Origin of the sequence: Parvimonas micra (assembly GCF_021300775.1) — a bacterium.
Classification (GTDB): Bacteria; Bacillota; Clostridia; order Tissierellales; family Peptoniphilaceae; genus Parvimonas.
The window spans coordinates 33,161-49,406 of sequence record NZ_JAJTJP010000001.1; the positions used below are offsets into that span (position 1 = coordinate 33,161).

The 16,246-nt window shown below is 25.3% G+C and carries 22 protein-coding genes and 1 other RNA gene; 19 read left to right on the forward strand and 4 right to left on the reverse strand.

The features are described from left to right. Window positions 1-5 precede the first annotated feature (5 nt). Both LW893_RS00200 and LW893_RS00205 read left to right on the forward strand, forming a co-directional pair. Complete coding sequence (locus tag LW893_RS00200; protein ID WP_233055223.1) at window positions 6-971, forward strand: aminoglycoside phosphotransferase family protein; 966 nt, start codon at window positions 6-8, stop codon at window positions 969-971. Window positions 972-1,002: 31 nt separating this feature from the next. After that, a complete protein-coding gene (locus LW893_RS00205) occupies window positions 1,003-1,839 on the forward strand; it encodes a sulfurtransferase (protein WP_233055224.1) in 837 nt (278 codons plus the stop codon). Window positions 1,840-1,914: 75 nt separating this feature from the next. On the opposite strand, the gene LW893_RS00210 is transcribed toward LW893_RS00205, so the two are convergent. Further along, window positions 1,915-2,424, reverse strand: coding sequence for a hypothetical protein (locus tag LW893_RS00210; protein ID WP_233055225.1), 510 nt, complete (start codon window positions 2,422-2,424; stop codon window positions 1,915-1,917). A 97-nt stretch (window positions 2,425-2,521) separates the two neighbouring features. Beyond that, window positions 2,522-3,085, reverse strand: coding sequence for a hypothetical protein (locus LW893_RS00215; protein WP_233055226.1), 564 nt, complete (start codon window positions 3,083-3,085; stop codon window positions 2,522-2,524). A gap of 181 nt (window positions 3,086-3,266) precedes the next feature. Between LW893_RS00215 and LW893_RS00220 the strand changes: the two genes are divergently transcribed. The 9 genes from LW893_RS00220 to LW893_RS00255 all read left to right on the forward strand — a co-directional run bounded on the left by LW893_RS00220 (window position 3,267) and on the right by LW893_RS00255 (window position 6,423). Next, window positions 3,267-3,434: a serine/threonine protein phosphatase gene (locus tag LW893_RS00220; protein ID WP_233055227.1), complete on the forward strand. Its 168-nt coding sequence runs from the start codon at window positions 3,267-3,269 to the stop codon at window positions 3,432-3,434. Between the two features lie 49 nt (window positions 3,435-3,483). Next, entirely contained in the window at window positions 3,484-3,810 is a 327-nt protein-coding gene (locus LW893_RS00225; protein ID WP_233055228.1) for a hypothetical protein, read from the forward strand. Between the two features lie 2 nt (window positions 3,811-3,812). Then, on the forward strand, window positions 3,813-4,088 hold the full coding sequence (locus LW893_RS00230) for a hypothetical protein (RefSeq protein WP_233055229.1): 276 nt from the start codon (window positions 3,813-3,815) through the stop codon (window positions 4,086-4,088). Between the two features lie 15 nt (window positions 4,089-4,103). Continuing rightward, the gene (locus tag LW893_RS00235; RefSeq protein ID WP_233055230.1) at window positions 4,104-4,376 is read left to right on the forward strand and encodes a hypothetical protein; all 273 of its coding nucleotides are present in this window, start codon (window positions 4,104-4,106) and stop codon (window positions 4,374-4,376) included. Window positions 4,377-4,391: 15 nt separating this feature from the next. Next, window positions 4,392-4,622 (forward strand): hypothetical protein, encoded by a 231-nt coding sequence (locus LW893_RS00240; protein WP_233055231.1) that lies wholly within the window; start codon window positions 4,392-4,394, stop codon window positions 4,620-4,622. Between the two features lie 208 nt (window positions 4,623-4,830). Beyond that, window positions 4,831-5,085: a hypothetical protein gene (locus tag LW893_RS00245; RefSeq protein WP_233055232.1), complete on the forward strand. Its 255-nt coding sequence runs from the start codon at window positions 4,831-4,833 to the stop codon at window positions 5,083-5,085. Between the two features lie 562 nt (window positions 5,086-5,647). Further along, on the forward strand, window positions 5,648-5,788 hold the full coding sequence (locus LW893_RS07180) for a phage minor capsid protein (RefSeq protein WP_420094852.1): 141 nt from the start codon (window positions 5,648-5,650) through the stop codon (window positions 5,786-5,788). A gap of 86 nt (window positions 5,789-5,874) precedes the next feature. Further along, window positions 5,875-6,228: a polymorphic toxin type 50 domain-containing protein gene (locus tag LW893_RS00250; RefSeq protein WP_233055233.1), complete on the forward strand. Its 354-nt coding sequence runs from the start codon at window positions 5,875-5,877 to the stop codon at window positions 6,226-6,228. Window positions 6,229-6,231: 3 nt separating this feature from the next. Next, window positions 6,232-6,423 carry a hypothetical protein gene (locus LW893_RS00255; protein WP_233055234.1) on the forward strand — a complete coding sequence of 64 codons (192 nt, stop codon included), beginning with the start codon at window positions 6,232-6,234 and terminating at the stop codon, window positions 6,421-6,423. A gap of 770 nt (window positions 6,424-7,193) precedes the next feature. Here LW893_RS00255 and ssrA read toward each other — a convergent pair. Continuing rightward, window positions 7,194-7,542: a transfer-messenger RNA gene (gene ssrA, locus LW893_RS00260) on the reverse strand. A gap of 59 nt (window positions 7,543-7,601) precedes the next feature. Next, window positions 7,602-7,988, reverse strand: coding sequence for a hypothetical protein (locus tag LW893_RS00265; RefSeq protein ID WP_233055235.1), 387 nt, complete (start codon window positions 7,986-7,988; stop codon window positions 7,602-7,604). A gap of 187 nt (window positions 7,989-8,175) precedes the next feature. Between LW893_RS00265 and LW893_RS00270 the strand changes: the two genes are divergently transcribed. Genes LW893_RS00270 through rsmB form a run of 8 tightly spaced genes read left to right on the forward strand, consistent with a single transcriptional unit; the run spans window position 8,176 to window position 16,154 of the window. Then, entirely contained in the window at window positions 8,176-9,060 is an 885-nt protein-coding gene (locus tag LW893_RS00270) for a YicC/YloC family endoribonuclease (protein WP_233055236.1), read from the forward strand. 13 nt (window positions 9,061-9,073) lie between these two features. Continuing rightward, window positions 9,074-9,646, forward strand: a complete 573-nt coding sequence (gmk, locus tag LW893_RS00275) for a guanylate kinase (RefSeq protein ID WP_233055237.1) — start codon at window positions 9,074-9,076, stop codon at window positions 9,644-9,646. Window positions 9,647-9,658: 12 nt separating this feature from the next. Beyond that, entirely contained in the window at window positions 9,659-9,856 is a 198-nt protein-coding gene (gene rpoZ, locus LW893_RS00280; RefSeq protein ID WP_068473103.1) for a DNA-directed RNA polymerase subunit omega, read from the forward strand. Between the two features lies 1 nt (window position 9,857). Continuing rightward, on the forward strand, window positions 9,858-11,039 hold the full coding sequence (gene coaBC / locus LW893_RS00285; RefSeq protein WP_233055238.1) for a bifunctional phosphopantothenoylcysteine decarboxylase/phosphopantothenate--cysteine ligase CoaBC: 1,182 nt from the start codon (window positions 9,858-9,860) through the stop codon (window positions 11,037-11,039). Beyond that, the gene (gene priA, locus LW893_RS00290) at window positions 11,033-13,429 is read left to right on the forward strand and encodes a primosomal protein N' (protein WP_233055239.1); all 2,397 of its coding nucleotides are present in this window, start codon (window positions 11,033-11,035) and stop codon (window positions 13,427-13,429) included. Before coaBC ends, priA begins: the two co-directional genes overlap by 7 nt. A gap of 9 nt (window positions 13,430-13,438) precedes the next feature. Further along, window positions 13,439-13,933, forward strand: coding sequence for a peptide deformylase (gene def / locus LW893_RS00295; protein ID WP_233055240.1), 495 nt, complete (start codon window positions 13,439-13,441; stop codon window positions 13,931-13,933). Further along, window positions 13,933-14,856 (forward strand): methionyl-tRNA formyltransferase, encoded by a 924-nt coding sequence (gene fmt, locus LW893_RS00300; protein WP_233055241.1) that lies wholly within the window; start codon window positions 13,933-13,935, stop codon window positions 14,854-14,856. The genes def and fmt overlap by 1 nt, the downstream gene beginning before the upstream one ends. Continuing rightward, complete coding sequence (gene rsmB / locus LW893_RS00305) at window positions 14,856-16,154, forward strand: 16S rRNA (cytosine(967)-C(5))-methyltransferase RsmB (RefSeq protein ID WP_233055242.1); 1,299 nt, start codon at window positions 14,856-14,858, stop codon at window positions 16,152-16,154. Before fmt ends, rsmB begins: the two co-directional genes overlap by 1 nt. Window positions 16,155-16,246 lie beyond the last annotated feature (92 nt).

The following is a 16,246-nucleotide window of genomic DNA, read 5'->3' on the forward strand; positions in this document are numbered from 1 at the left end:
TTGTTTTGAAAGATATTTTAACATATATTGATAAAAATAAAGATATTTTGGGGATAGATGAATATAAGATTGATTTTTTACAACAAGGTGAATACAATATAAATTATTTAATTACAACTAAAGATAAAAAGTTTGTCTTGAGATTAAACTCTAAAAGTCAGATGAATTTACCTAATCAAATTAGATATGAATATGATACATTAAAATTTTTAGAAATATCAGGTGTAACACCAAAAGTTTATTATGTTGATGACTCAGATAGTAAATTACTTAATGGCGTAATATTAATGGAATATCTAGATGGTAGATCATTAATCTATGAAGAAGATAGAGAAAAAGCGGCATATATTTTTTCAAAGATTCATTCAATAGATGCTTCAAAAGCTAATAATTTTATAGTTGAAAAGAATTTATTTCAAGACAGAATATCTGAAGCTAATTTTTGGTTAAAAGAGGTTTTTGAGAGTAAAAAGGTAAGCAAAGAGCATAAAGAGTTTTTTGAAAAATTTTTAAATTATCTTGAGAATAACAAGTATAAAGAAAAATATTTTGAAGAAAATAGGATATTATGCTTAAATAATACAGAAGTTAACTCAGGAAATTTCATTATTGGCGAAAAACCGTATTTAATCGACTGGGAAAAAGCTGTAATCTCCGATCCTTGCCAAGATATAACACATTTTTTAGTTATTACAACTACAAAATGGAAAACAGATTTTATAGCAAGTAAAGAATATGAAGATAAATTTTTTGAAGAATATGAAAAGTTTTTAAATAAAAAAATAAATATTAAAGAAAGAGTGCATTTATATAAACCATATATGTATTCAAGAGCTTTAAGTTGGTGTATGAATGCTTATTTAGAATATCTTAAAGAAGATAAACTAATAAAGAATGAAGATACATTTAGAAAAATTAAAGAATTTACTGATTTAGATTTTATGAAAAATCTAATTAGAGATTATTTTTAAAATAGGTGTTATTTTTAGGAGGAATATGTAAATGTTTGAAAATAAATTTATTGTAAGAAAAGAATTTATTCTTGAAAACAGAGATAATGAAAATTTTGTAGTTATTGATGCAAGGGGAGATATGCTAAAGGCTGGAGACTTTGTTTACGATAGAGCTATTGTTTTGGATTGGAAAGAATTTACTTTTTTAACTGGAAAAGATAATGAATATGTTGGATTACCATTTGATAGAGAAATTTTACTTGAAAAATTTTCAAAATATGGAATTACTCCTAATAAAAAGGTTCTAATATATATTAATACTTGCCCTGGATTTGGAATGGGAGAAGACGGAAGATTTAAGTTTTTATTAAATTTCTGTGGCATTGAAGCATATATTTTAGATGGTGGAATAAGCGAAATATTAAAAACAGACTTTTATAAAAAAGTAGAAGATGATGAAGAGCTTAATAAAGCAAGTATAGATATTGATAATAAACCATTTTTATCTTATGAAAAATCAATCTTAACTGATGAATTAAAAAGCATATGTAAAGATGAATTTGTAAAGATTTTAGATGTAAGATATGAAGAAGAATACAATGGTAAAATTATTTTTGGAGAAAAATTTGGTGGACATATAAAGAGATCAAAAAGTTATCCTTATACAAAACTATATGACGAAAATGGTTATTTACTAAACAATTCTGATATAGAAAAAGATATATTAAATCTTGGTATTTCAAAATCTGATTTGATAATTGTTTATTGTACAACAGGAATTAGAGCTTCAATAGTTTATGAAATACTTAGTATGTTAGGATTTAATGTAAGAGTTTATGATGAATCATTTGGAAGATGGTGTATTACTGAAGAATTTGAAGTATAATATATAATAAAAAAAGAACAGGTTTCTGTTCTTTTTTGTTTGCTATTTTAAAACTAAATTATAAAGTATTAATTATTATTTTAATTCGTTTTTAACTACTTCTCCACCTTTTACTTCAAGTATAATTTTATCATCAACTGGAGATTTTACTATTACTGTAATATCACTACTAACATTTTTTGAAACTTTTACAGCAGGATCAAGAACGTATTTTTTCCAATTTTCACGGTCTTTATCAGTAACTTTGCCATCTTTTAAATTGCTAAGAGCTCCATTAATATCAGTTGCAGCAGGATTGTCAAGTTTAAATCTAATTCTTTTTTCATTTTTTTCATAAACAGCTTTACCAAAATCTTTTATTGTATTATTGAAACTTTCAAGGTATTTTTCGATTTTTTGTCCTGATTCATTACTAATAAGTTCCTTTTGATATTGACTAAGTTTTTCCTTTAATTCTTTATTTTCTTTTTCTAATTCTGCAATTCTTTCTTGTGCACCATTTTCAACATTTTTAGCTGTATCATTTTTTCCTGAACAACTAACTAGTGTAAATACAACTAGTAACAAAGCAATAATTTTTTTCATAAAAATTCTCCTTAAATAAAAAATTTGTAAATGTTTAATTTACTTATTAGTATTATAAAACATAAATATATAATAATCAATAATTAAAGGTAAAATATTATTTATTATTAACAACATCTTTAATAACTTCTCCACCTTTTACTTCAACTATGGTTTTGCTTTTATCTAATGGTTGTAAAATTTTTACTGTTATATCATTATTAATATTTTTTGAAATAGTTAAAGCAGTTCCGGTAACTTCTCTTTTCCATAAATCTCGAATATTCTCGTTAGCTCTGCCTTCATTTTTAGCATCAATCATTCCTGACACATCAGATGCAGCTTGTTCAACTAATTCAATATTAACTATTTTATTTTTTTCATCTAAAGTAGCCTTGGCAAAATGCTTATTAGAATTATTAAATTCTTGTAAATATTTATTAATTTTTGCAATAGATTCACTTGAAAGAGTTTCATTTCCTAAACTTCCTTGTTTTTCTTTTAATTCTTTATTTTCTTTTTCCAAAGAATTAATTTTTTCTTGTAATTCATTATTTTTATTTTCTAAAGAGTCTTTTTGTTCTTGTAACTCTTTGATAGCTTTATTCTCTTCGTTATTATCTTTACCAGAACAACTAACTAACATAATACTTATTAATAGCATAATAACAACTTTTTTCATATAAATTCTCCTTTAACAAATAAAAGTTTTCCTTTTCTTTATTATAAACTTAAATATATATAAAGGCAATTATTTTTTATTTAAATATAAGAACTTTCATATTTTTTTAAAAATGGTATAATATAGATGTTAATATATTCTACATTAAATAAAATGATTATATCAAAGAAAGAGAGTATTTATGAATAACATTGAAGAGTTAAGAGAATTATATAGAGAAAAATTCAATGATAATTTACCAAATATGACTATTTCAGAAGATTATGAGATAGAAATTATAAAAAGATGTCTGAAAGAAGAAAAAGATGCATATGAATTGGGATATTTTGATTTAAATTATATATACTAGTAAATATTATTCGTAATTAAGTATAATCATAAGGAGAAAATTAAAAAGAATGTTAAAATTTAAAAAAATATTAGGATATTATCCTACAGGCTCAGTTGTTTTTTTGCTTGAAGATGGAAGATATGCAATGACAAATGTTCACCAGTATTCTAATAGTTTAGGTGGAGGAGTAGAAATATCATCTACTAGTATATGTTTTCTTAGAGGAAAGGAAATTACAAATAATATTCCAGAAAATTATGAAGATAAAATAAAAAAAATTTTAAATAATCCTAACACAAAACTTAGGTTTGAATATGTGGGTGGACCAATTACAGGTCCTATCACAGTAAAAGAATATTTAAATGATTTAAATACCAAAGAAAAGGAATTATAAAAATGTTAATAGAAAAATTATTTAATGATGTAGATTTATTTTTTCAAGGTAAACACGAAGAAAAAGAAACTGATTATTTTGCTTTTTATGTTCAAGATTATTTATGCGATAATTATGATGAAATGCACAAAGAAAATGCAGAGATAACTGAATTTTTAAACGAAGATTTACCAGAAATAACAGATATAGCAGAGTATGGAGATGATAAACGTAATGAAGAATTTAAAAGACGTTTAAGAATTGAAATAGACAAAGCTAAAGAGTTGTTTTATAAATAAAGATTGGAGAAAAATATGATAGAAAAATTATTTAATGATGTAGATTTATTTTTTCAAGGTAAACACGAAGAAAAAGAAACTCATTACTTTGCTTTTTATGTTCAAGATTATTTATGCGATAATTATGATGAAATGTACAAAGAAAATGCAGAGGTTACTGAATTTTTAAACGAAGATTTACCAGAAATAACAGATATAGCAGAGTATGGAGATGATAAACGTAATGAAGAATTTAAAAGACGTTTAAGAATTGAAATATACAAAGCTAAAGAGTTATTTTATAAATAAAGATTGAAGAAAAATTTGATAGAAAAATTATTTAAAGAAATAGAATTAGCTATAAATAAAAAACATAAATATAATTCATTAGATTTTTCACTATATTTGGAAGATTTTTTATGTGATAATTATGATGAAATGTATAAAGAAAATGCAGAAGTTACAGAATTTCTAAACGAAGATTTACCAGATATTTGTGCTGAAATGGATTTAGGAATAGATGATAAACCATTTTTGGATAAATTATCCCAATAATTAAAACTAGCTAAAGAATTATTTTACAAATGGTAATGTAAAAAATTAGTCTTAAATTTAAGGGTTAGAAAGAATTTAATACTTTTAGATATGGTGATGAAAACTTCATAAGGGTTGTTTCAAATAAAGGTAATAGTATTTAAATTACTTTTATCATAGACAAAAAATCAAGTTAAAAATAAGTTAAAAAAGGGAGTATAGACAGAATATGACAATGGATAATTTTATAAAAGATATAAAAAAATATTTATCTAATGAAAAAACAAACTGGCAGTATTGTTTTGATTTTTATGTAAATTTAGAAAAAAATGCACCTTATCAAAATTTAACAAATGAAGAAGACGACTTTGTAGACTATATTCTTGAGGAGATATGTGAACCTATTGAACCAGATATAGATTTGAAATATTATAAAATATATGACGAACTTTTAGTACAAGCATTAAAAAAATATAATTATTAAAAACTAAATAGCTTAAAAAAAGACACTTTAAAAGGTGTCTTTTTTGTCAATGAGTAATTTTACAAATTCTAGCAAATCTTAGATTTTTTATGTATTTATAATTATTTTTTGAAGTTCTTACAATTTTTCTTTTTAGCTAAATTTCTTATAAATCCTCTAGCATTAGAACGTCTATTTAAGTAGTTTTTGTGTTCCTTATTTTTTCAATCTAACTTTTGTCAGCCTCTTTTTGTTGCTTAACTGTTTTATAGCCTTTTCTTATTTCTTTCATTCTTACCTACTAACGAAATATATAATTGTTATTAATACTATAACAGAGAATATAAATTATATTTTTTCTTTTAATGTAGTTTTTTTGATTTTAAACTTGATTTTCATAACTATTTTTGCTATAATGAAGTCGTAAGGGGGTTATTTTCCCCTTACGATTATAATTTCAAAACTAACAAAGAAAAGATTACTAACAAGGAAAAGATTTATTTTGAAGGTGAATTCTTTAATTGTTAGTTTTTTTCTTTTTTCAATTCCTCTCAAGTTATTATTCAAATTATTTTCTTAATAAATTACAAAACAAAACAATACAATACATTATAAAGGCAAAGAATTCAGCTATTATGAAGCAACACAAATTCAAAGACAAATGGAAAGAGATATAAGAAATATCAAAAAAAGTATTTTGATGTATAATGAAATTGACGACTAAGCGGAAAGAGTGTTATTGCTAATAAAGAATTTATTGATTTAGCTAATAAAAAGTATAATCTATCGAATAGTGGTCTTAATATAAAAATGTATGAATTAGATGAAAAATTAAGAAGAAAAATCAAAAATAATTATAATTTAATTATACATGAAGGTAAACAAGGTAAACATATAAGAAATCACAATAACTATTCTGGAAAAAGTTATATACTTGATACAACAAATCCTCAAGACTTAGTAGATAAATTTGCTGGGACTGGAGACATAAAAAGAATTCAAACTACTGGAAAATGGATCAATAAGCAATTTTTCATGAATGATGTTCCTATTGGATATGTTATTGATGAAGAAACTAAAAAAGAAATTTTAACTAGAAGATTTGCAATACATTATAGTAAAGATAAAGGGACTCATATTGTTCCTATACTAGAAAAGAGGTAAAGTATGGTTACAACACAAGAAATGAAAAGCTGTGTAGGCAAAAAAGTGAAAATTTATTTAATAAATGGTAAAAACTTAAATGTTATTTGTGATTGTTATATTCAAGCAGAAGATGAAGAAGACGAACCATTATTAGAGTTTGGAAATGAAATAGTTGTACAGTCAGAAATAGAAAAAATAGAAATTTTAAATTAAGACACTGTAAAAGGTGTCTTTTTTTGTCAATGAGCAATTTTATAAATTCTAGCAAATCTTAGATTTTTTTATGTTTTTATAATTATTTTTTGAAGTTCTTACAATTTTTCTTTTTAGCTAAATTTCTTATAAATCCTCTAGCATTCGAACGTCTATTTAAGTAGTTTTTGTGTTCCTTATTTTTTCAATCTACCTTTTGTCAGCCTCTTTTTGTTGCTTAGCTGTTTTATAGCCTTTTCTTTTTTCTTTCATTCTTACCTACAAACAAAATATATAATTATTATTAATACTATAACAGAAAATATAAACTGTATTTTTTCTTTTAATGTAGTTTTTTTGATTTTAAACTTGATTTTCAAAACTATTTTTGCTATAATGAAGTCGTAAAGGGGTTATTTTTCCCTTACGATTGTAAATTCTAAACTAACAAAGAAAAGATTGATTTTGAACTTGAATTCTTTAATTGTTAGTTTTTTTCTTTTTTCCGATGTTTCGTCGGCTTCATTATATCTTTCCTCCTTTTTTATATATTATTTCATATTATTATCATGATATCAATACTTTTTAAAAAAATTTTAAAAAATATTTATACATAAAACTTGAATATCTATTCAACAAAAAAATATGGCAAAAGTTTTATTGTTTAGGTTGCCATTGGTGTGCCATTTTATATAATTTTATATAAAGTTATATAATATTATATAAAAACTCAATAAAAAAGTTCTTGAAAATAAGCCATTTTATAAACTTATATAACAAGAACTTTTGATTGGTGGAGATGGTGGGTGTCGAACCCACGTCCGAAAAGGCATTCATATCACTTTCTCCGAATACAGTCAATTTTAAAATTCCCAATAACCTATAAATTAACAAAATCAGTTAAAGGTATCTTATAAATACAATTACAAATCTAAGAACTTTTGTAAAGGTTGCCCACGTAATTAATGATAGAGTTTAGTCTTTTGTGGGAAAAGAATAGACTCCAAATAGCTGTCTTAAGCAGCTAATGCAAAATTATTATTTTCTGCGTTTATATTTAATTTACCACTTTTTATGTTGATTGGATACAACAATTCGCTTATGATACTGCAACCTCCCCGTCGAAGCCAGTTCATCCCCATATTACTAGGTATAGTATACCCATATTTTTATATCATGTCAAATTAAAAAAAGAAAAATCAATTAGACTTTTTTAAAATTTTTGAAATTGATATAAAAATTGTAGCTATTGAAACAATAGCAAGGAAAAATAAAATCATAGTTATTCCATCGTGAAATAATCTTTTATAAAATCTATAAAAGTTATAAATTCTTAATATAAAAAATAAAATTATTCCTACATTTATTGTTAAAAGATATTTTGTCTTTTTAGTTACCAATAATAAAACAAAAACGAATATAAAAATTAGAGAAATACTCAATGGAATATTTTTAAATATTGTTAAACTATGCATATATGGTTCATCAGAAGGATAAGCTCCGGCTGATAATTCTAAGGTTATTAGATAAAATAAAAATATTAAAAAACTAAATATTGAGTAAATTTTTTCTTTTAGTATTGTCATAGACTCCTCCTATATCCTATCAATTTATAACTTTATTATAATGCATTATAGTGTTTTTGTAAAGTTTTTTAAAAAAATATTCAAAAAAGAAAATTATTAAATTTTCGTAACAAAGTATTGTAAAAATTTTTTAATACAAATATAATAGTTAAATATAAAAATAATATAAATTTTTAAGGAGAAAAATATGTTAAAATCAATGACTGGTTATGGTAGAAGTGAGTTCGTTGATGAAAATTATGATTTGTCTTTTGAGATGAAAGCTGTAAATCATAAATTTTTGGATATTCAAGTTAAGCTACCATATTTTTTAAATTTTTGTGAAGAAGATATTAAAAAAGTTGTAAGAAAAAAATTATCAAGAGGACGGGTTGATATTTTTATAAGAGGAAAACAAAAGTTTTCCGAAAATAACTCAGCTTTAGATGTTAATTACGAATTGGCTTCTGCATATTTTGAAGCATATAAAAGTATTTCAACTAAACTTGGAATAGATGCTTCTGTTGGTATTGGACATATTGTTAGAAATGACTATGTAGTTGAAGTTAAGACTTCTGAAATAGATGAAGAGTATTTAAAAAATAATGTTCTTGAGTCAGTTGAAAAAGCTGTAGATGAACTTGTATCAATGAGACTAGTGGAAGGTGAAAATCTGAACAAAGATTTACTAGATAATCTTTCTGCTTTTGAAAATAATTTAGAGAATATTATTGAAAGAAAAGAAGATGTTTTAAATAATCAAATTGATAGATTAAAATTAAAACTTAATGAGTTTTGTGGTGAATTGTCTGAAAGTGAAGTTAATAGATTAAATCTTGAAGTGATTTTTTATACTGATAAGCTTGATATAAGTGAAGAAATAACAAGACTTAATTCACATATTCAAAACTTTAAAAAGTTTTTAAATCTTGAAAGTCAAGTTGGTAAAAAAATTGAATTCTTATTACAAGAAATGAATAGAGAAATCAATACAATTGCAAGTAAATCAAATAATTATGCGATTTCAACTTATGTTATTGAAATGAAGGTCATTATAGAAAAGCTTAGAGAACAAATTCAAAACGTTGAGTAATTTTGGAGGCAATATGAAAAAGGGATTTTTGATGGTTGTTTCAGGCCCGTCAGGAGTTGGCAAAGGTACTATTTGTGATATTTTATTAAGAGATAATACAGATATTAAATACTCAATTTCTGCAACAAGCAGAAACAAGAGACCTAATGAAGAACATGGTAAAAATTATTTTTTCGTATCAAATGATGAGTTTGAAAAAATGATTGAAGATGGAAAACTTTTAGAGTATGCAAGAGTTCATGGAAATTACTATGGAACACCTAAGGATTTTGTTTTAAATTCTATTGAAAACGGAGATGTAGTAATTTTAGAAATTGACGTTCAAGGTGCATTACAAGTAAAGAAAAATTACCCAGATGCAGTTTTAGTTTTTGTTTTACCACCGGATTTTGAAGAGTTAAAAAGAAGACTTGTAGAACGTGGAACAGAAGATGAAGAAACTATAAATTTAAGAATGAACAATGCTAAAAAAGAAGTTGAGTTTTTAAATGAATATAATTATTCCATAGTGAATGATTTTATAGATGAAAGTGTTGATAAAATGAAGGCTATTATTGAAGCCGAAAGATTAAAGATTAAAAAATAGGAGGAATAAAAGATGATAAATCCATCATTTAAAGAATTAGAAAAAATTGATAAGAGTAGATATGCACTAGTTGTAATGACAAGTAAAAGAGCTAGAAGAATTGTAAACGGATCTAAAAATTTAATGGAAACAGATGCTCAAAAACCAATTACTCAAGCACTTCAAGAAATTGTAGCTGAAAAGGTAACTAAAAAAGAAAAGGAAGATTAAGATGAAAAAAAATATTTTAGTTGGGGTAACTTCTGGGATTGCGATTTACAAGTCTTTAGACTTAGTAAGTATGTTAGTTAAGGCTGGATATGAAGTTAATGTTGTTATGACTGAAAACGCAACTAAACTAATTAATCCTTTGATTTTTGAAACTATTAGTCAAAATAAGGTGTATAGTGATGTGTTTGAAAGAGATATGGACAGTGAAGTTAAGCATATAAAACTTGCAAAAGAAGCAGACTGTATAGTTCTTGCGCCACTTACAGCTAATACTATGGCTAAAATTGCTTACGGAATTGCAGATAATTTAATCACAAATATAGTACTTGCTCATACTAAAAAAATGATTTTAGTACCAACTATGAATGTTAATATGTATGAAAATCCAGCAACTCAAAAAAATATTGAGAGTTTAAAAGAAAGACATATTGTTTTAAGTCCTGATTATGGTCGTCTTGCTTGTGGAGATTATGGTAAGGGAAAATTCCCAAAAGTTGAAAGAATTTTTGAGGAAATAGAAAGTTATTTTGTGAAAAAAGATTTGCAAGGAAAAAAGATTTTAATTGGAAATGGTGCCACAATTGAAGATATTGATCCTGTTAGATATATCTCAAATTACAGTAGTGGAAAAATGGGAAATGAGTTAGCTCTTTGTGCAAAAAGACGTGGAGCTGATGTAAAAGTAGTATGTGGAAAGGTTAATAGTGATTATAGAAACTTTGGTATTGAATACATTGATGTAAAAACAAATGAAGATATGTATAATTCACTAAAAGAAAATTTTGATGATTCAGATATTTTAATTATGCCTGCTGCACCAGTTGATTTTAAGGTTAAAAACAAAAAAGATTTTAAAATCAAAAAGACAGAAAATTTTGAAAATATTGATCTTGAAAACAATCTTGATATTTTAAAAAGTATTTCAGAGTATAAAAAATCACAATTTGTTGTAGGCTTTGCGGCTGAAACAAACTCAGTTAAAGATTATGCAATTTCAAAGATGAATAATAAAAAATTAGATATGATAGTTGCAAATGATGTTTCATTAAAAGATAGGGGCTTTGGCTCTGATTTTAATAAGGTTACCATTATTACAAAAGACAGTGAGCTTGAAACAGAAGTGTTAACTAAAAGAGAAATTGCAGATAAAATTTTAGATGCTATTTTGGAGAAAATATGTTAGCAGAAGTTGTTGTTAAGTCTTTTTTACTATCAAGGGCTGAAAATATATTTACCTATAAAGTTCCACAAATTATTGAAGAAGAAATACAAATAGGTAAGAGGGTAATTGTTCCTTTTGGTAAAGGAAATAAGGGAACTGTTGGTCTTGTTATAAATATTTTAGATGAAAAAGAAATTCAGTCAGATATAAAATTCAAAGAAATTAATATGGTTTTAGATGAGAAGGAAATTGTAAGTAAAACACAGATTAAGCTAGCAAAGTTTATGAGTGAAAAGTACATTACAAATCTTTCCTATTGTCTAAATTGTGTTTTGCCTCCTGGAGATTGGAGTAAAATTGAAGAATTTTTTGTTCTAAATAAAGAAAAAACTACTGAACTTTCAACTGTTGAAACTGAATTTTTTTCAAAAAGGAAAAATATTTTAGAAATTAGGGAATTTTATAATGATGATAAAAAGGTAAATTATCTAATTGAAAATGAAATTTTAGTAAAAAAGTATAAATATAATAACTCGGAAAATAAATTTTTAGAAAAATTTGTTAAACTAAATGAAGATTTTGATTTTTCAAAAATTCGTAAAAACGCTGTAAAACAATTAGAACTTATAAATTTTTTAAAGGGAAAAGATTTTGTAAATGTTAAAGATTTAAGAGAAAATAACTTTTCTAAATCTGTTGTAGATTTATTGCTTTTAGTAAATGCACTTATTCAAACTGAAGATAAAGTTTATAAAAATTCTGTTGAAGATACAAATAGCTATATAAAATTAAAGTTAAATAAAGAACAACAAGATGTTTTGGATAATGTTTTGAGTTCTAAAAATGATAAGTTTTTAATTCATGGAATAACAGGAAGTGGAAAGACTGAGATTTATCTTCAACTTGTTGAAAATATGCTCGAACAGGGAAAAAGTAGTATTATTTTAGTTCCTGAAATTAGTCTTACACCACAGACTATTGAACGTTTTTCAGGACGTTTTGGAAATGATATTGCAATTATTCATTCCAGACTTACAACGATTGAAAAACTAAATCAATGGAAACAAATTCAAGATAAGGATATAAAGATCGTAGTTGGAGCTAGATCTGCAATTTTTTCTCCTGTAAAAAATTTGGGACTTGTTATTATTGATGAGGAACATGAGTCAAGTTATATAAGTGATCAAAATCCTAAATATTATACTCATGAAGTTGCAGAATATTTAGTTGGATTGACTGATGCAAAACTTGTTTTAGGTTCTGCAACTCCTTCCGTAAATATTTATGCAAGAACAAATAGTGATGATATTAAACTTTTGGAGCTAAAAAATAGAGCTACAAAAAATTCTTTGCCTAAAGTTGAAATAGTAGATATGAGGGAAGAATTATTACTTGGGAATAAAAGTATTTTAAGTAATAGTCTATTTGAAGAAATACAAAAAACTTTGGAAAGAAAAGAACAGGTAATTCTATTTTTAAATAAAAGAGGAAGAAGCTCTTTTGTTTTTTGTAGAAGTTGTGGTTACGTTCAAAAATGCGATTACTGCGATATTTCTATGACTTATCATAAGGATAATAGAAAAGATATTTGTATTTGTCATATGTGTGGAAGAACTAAACCCAAGCCTAAAATATGTCCAAATTGTTTTAAACAGTCCATAAAAGAATTTGGTTTTGGAACGGAAGCATTGGAAGACTATATTAAAAATGCTTTTAAAGATGCGAAAGTTTGTAGAGTAGATGCAGATACCTCTAAGGAAAAAGGAGTTTATGAAGAAGTTTATCGAAAGATGAAAAATAAAGAAATTGACATTTTAATCGGTACTCAGATGATATCAAAAGGACTTGATTTTCCTAATGTAACTTTGGTAGGAGTTGTACTAGCTGATATAAGTTTGAATATTCCGTCTTTTAAATCTGCTGAAAAGACTTTTCAACTTTTAACACAGGTTGCAGGTCGTTCAGGTCGTGGAGATAAAGAGGGAAAAGTAATAATTCAAACATATAAGCCAAGTCATTACAGCATTGTTAATTCTTCTGATCATAATTATGAAGAGTTTTTCAAAGAAGAAATTAATTTTAGAAAAAGTTTTCTCTATCCGCCAAAGGCACATATTGTAAATTTTCAATTTAAGAGTAAAAGTGTTGAAAATTGTATGGAAGAATTGAAAAAAATAAGAGATTTAATTTTTGATAAATTTAAAAAAGAAATAAATTTAAAAGATATAATTATTCTAGGACCTAATCCGGATGCAATAAAATGGGTAAATATGGTGTATAGATATAATTTAACAATAAAAGTTCTAAAAGACTATGATGTCTTTAGACAATTTTTAATGGAATTAATTTTTAATAAAAAGTATTCTTTCAATACTGAAAAAAATGGAAAATTAATTTTGACGATAGATTAAGGAGGAAAAATGGCATTAAGAAATGTTAGAATTGATGGCGATCCTGTTCTTAGAAAAAAGGCAAGGAAAGTCGAAGTTATAGATGATAAAATAAAAGATTTACTAGAAGACATGGTAGAAACAATGTATGATTCAGAAGGTGTTGGACTTGCATGTCCTCAAATTGGAATTTTAAAAAGACTTGTAACAATAGATGTTGGAGATGAGCATGGTTTACTTAAAATGGTAAATCCAGAAATATTAGAAATTTCTGGTGAACAAGTTGGACCAGAGGGCTGTCTTTCAATTCCAGATGTTAGAGGTTTTGTTAGAAGACCTGAAAAAGTAAAATTCAAATATACAGATATTGATGGAAATGAACAAATAATTGATGCAACTGGTCTTTTGGCTGTTTGTGTCTGTCATGAAATAGATCACTTAAATGGAATTTTATTTACAGATTTAGCTTTAGAAGGAGAAGAAGCTGAAATGTATGAAAAATTGTATTACGGTGAGGAAGAATAATGAAAAAAATAATTTTTATGGGAACTCCTGATTTTGCAGTTCCACCTTTAGAAACTTTAAATGAAAATTTTGAAGTTTCTTTAGTTGTTTCTCAAAAAGACAAACTTAGAAATAGAAAAAAATTATTACCAACTCCCGTAAAGCAAAGAGCATTGGAACTTGGTCTTGAAGTAATAACTCCCGACAGTGTAAAGAGTGATGAATTTTTTGAAATTGTAAAAAAAATAAATCCTGATTTTATTGTCGTGGTTGCATTTGGACAGATAATTGATAAAAGATTAATCGACTTTATGCATGGAAAAATTTTAAATATTCACGCTTCAATTTTACCAGAACTTAGAGGGTCTGCACCGATAAATTGGGCTATTGTAAATGGCCTAGAAAAGACAGGTGTTAGTATTATGTCAATAGATGTTGGGCTTGATACTGGTGATGTTTTAGATATTGAAGAAACAGAAATTTCTGATTTAGATAATGCTGAAACACTTTATGAAAGACTTTCAAAAATGGGTTCAAAATTGATTGTTAAAACTATTAATGACTTTGAAAACAAATACGAAAACAGAGTTAAACAAGGAGATAAATTTTCCTATGCTCCTATGATTAAAAAGGAAATGGGAAAACTTGATTTTAATGATACTTCAAGAAATATTTTTAACAAAATTAGAGGTTTTTATAATTGGCCTAGTACATTTTGTGAATATTTGGAAGAGAATATAAAAGTTCATAGAGCTGAAATTTCAAAAGAAAATCCAGATGAAAATGTTGGAACAATCTTTAAAGTTTCAGATGATGCAATTTTTGTTAAAACTATGGATGGAAGTATAAAACTTTTGGAAATACAATTTTCTGGTAAAAAGAGAGTTTTAGTTAAAGATTATCTTCGTGGTAACTCTATAAAAGTTGGAGAAATTTTAAAATAATGAGAAAACTTGCAGTTGAAATTCTTTGTGAAATCAAAGATGAAAATTCAAATTCAACAAATTTATTAAATAAAAACACAAAAAATATTTCTGATTTAGATAGCAAATTTTTAAGAGAACTAGTATATGGGACTTTGGAAAACAGAATTTATCTTGACTATATAATCAAAAAACTCTGTAAATTAAGAATTAAAAAGTTCAATCCATATATATTAAATATTCTAAGAATTTCTATTTATCAGATTATTTTTATGGATAAAATTCCTGAGTTTGCAATAATTAATGAGGCTGTTAATCTTACAAAAGTTTTTAAACTAAAAAAATTTTCCTCTTTTGTTAATGGATCTTTAAGAAATTTTTTAAGAAATAAAGAAGACTTTGTAAAGATTGAAGCTGACAATGTAGAGGAAGCTATCTCTATAAAATACTCTGCAAATATGGATATTGTAAAGATATTGCTTTTTGATTATGGTAGGGAAGAAACTATAAAAATTCTTGAAAATTCTATGTCCAAACCTCATTTTGCAATAAGAATTTCATCTTTTGAAAAGACGGAAGAAAAAGTTGTTAAGGACCTGGAAAAAGACGGATACAAGCTTAAAAAATCTGAAATTTCAAAACTAACTTATTTTGTAGAAAATCCTACTAATATACTGGAAACTGAAAGTTTTAAAAGAGGAGATTTTACGGTTCAAGATGTTGGAAGTATTCTAACGGGAGAAGTTTTAGCTCCAAGTAAAAATTCAAAAGTTTTAGATATCTGTTCTGCACCGGGTGGAAAAACTTGTCATCTAGCTTTTCAGATGAAAAATACAGGGGAAATTTTTGCAAATGATATTGTAAAGAGTAAATTAAAAAAGATAGAAGAAAATTGTAATAGACTTAATGTAAAAAATGTAAAATTACTAAATTTTGACGCTTCAATTTACAAAGAGGAATATAAAGAACAATTCGACTATATACTCTGTGATGTAATTTGTTCAGGAATTGGAGTTATGGACAGAAAGCCTGAAATAAAATTATTTAGAAGCAAAGAAACTATTGATGAAATAATTGAATTACAGAGAAAAATTTTTGATAATGCAGTAGAATATCTAAAAGATAAAGGAGAGATAGTTTACAGTACTTGCTCTGTTTTGAAATGTGAAAATGAAGAAAATGTCATATATTTTTTAGAAAAACATAAAAATTTAAAAATAAAAGATTTTGAATTTTTGGGTAAGTCAGAAAAATTTATAAAATTATTACCTGAAAAACAAAAACATAATGGATTTTTTATAATAAAATTTGTTAAATAGAATTAAGGGATTGAAGAGTAGTCTTCAATCTTTTTTTATAAGAAAATCGACTTGAACAAAAATTAGTAAATCGGAAGGAAATGAGTCAAGAT

Coding starts and splice junctions, on each gene's coding strand:
- LW893_RS00270 (WP_233055236.1), top strand. CDS start 8,176: ATGTTAAAATCAATGACTGGTTATGGTAGAAGTGAGTTCGTTGATGAA.
- rpoZ (WP_068473103.1), top strand. CDS start 9,659: ATGATAAATCCATCATTTAAAGAATTAGAAAAAATTGATAAGAGTAGA.
- LW893_RS00210 (WP_233055225.1), bottom strand. CDS start 2,424: ATGAAAAAAATTATTGCTTTGTTACTAGTTGTATTTACACTAGTTAGT.
- coaBC (WP_233055238.1), top strand. CDS start 9,858: ATGAAAAAAAATATTTTAGTTGGGGTAACTTCTGGGATTGCGATTTAC.
- LW893_RS00255 (WP_233055234.1), top strand. CDS start 6,232: ATGGTTACAACACAAGAAATGAAAAGCTGTGTAGGCAAAAAAGTGAAA.
- LW893_RS00250 (WP_233055233.1), top strand. CDS start 5,875: ATGTATGAATTAGATGAAAAATTAAGAAGAAAAATCAAAAATAATTAT.
- LW893_RS00235 (WP_233055230.1), top strand. CDS start 4,104: ATGATAGAAAAATTATTTAATGATGTAGATTTATTTTTTCAAGGTAAA.
- LW893_RS00265 (WP_233055235.1), bottom strand. CDS start 7,988: ATGACAATACTAAAAGAAAAAATTTACTCAATATTTAGTTTTTTAATA.
- LW893_RS00220 (WP_233055227.1), top strand. CDS start 3,267: ATGAATAACATTGAAGAGTTAAGAGAATTATATAGAGAAAAATTCAAT.
- LW893_RS00245 (WP_233055232.1), top strand. CDS start 4,831: ATGACAATGGATAATTTTATAAAAGATATAAAAAAATATTTATCTAAT.
- rsmB (WP_233055242.1), top strand. CDS start 14,856: ATGAGAAAACTTGCAGTTGAAATTCTTTGTGAAATCAAAGATGAAAAT.
- LW893_RS00230 (WP_233055229.1), top strand. CDS start 3,813: ATGTTAATAGAAAAATTATTTAATGATGTAGATTTATTTTTTCAAGGT.
- LW893_RS00205 (WP_233055224.1), top strand. CDS start 1,003: ATGTTTGAAAATAAATTTATTGTAAGAAAAGAATTTATTCTTGAAAAC.
- fmt (WP_233055241.1), top strand. CDS start 13,933: ATGAAAAAAATAATTTTTATGGGAACTCCTGATTTTGCAGTTCCACCT.
- gmk (WP_233055237.1), top strand. CDS start 9,074: ATGAAAAAGGGATTTTTGATGGTTGTTTCAGGCCCGTCAGGAGTTGGC.
- def (WP_233055240.1), top strand. CDS start 13,439: ATGGCATTAAGAAATGTTAGAATTGATGGCGATCCTGTTCTTAGAAAA.
- priA (WP_233055239.1), top strand. CDS start 11,033: ATGTTAGCAGAAGTTGTTGTTAAGTCTTTTTTACTATCAAGGGCTGAA.
- LW893_RS00225 (WP_233055228.1), top strand. CDS start 3,484: ATGTTAAAATTTAAAAAAATATTAGGATATTATCCTACAGGCTCAGTT.
- LW893_RS00215 (WP_233055226.1), bottom strand. CDS start 3,085: ATGAAAAAAGTTGTTATTATGCTATTAATAAGTATTATGTTAGTTAGT.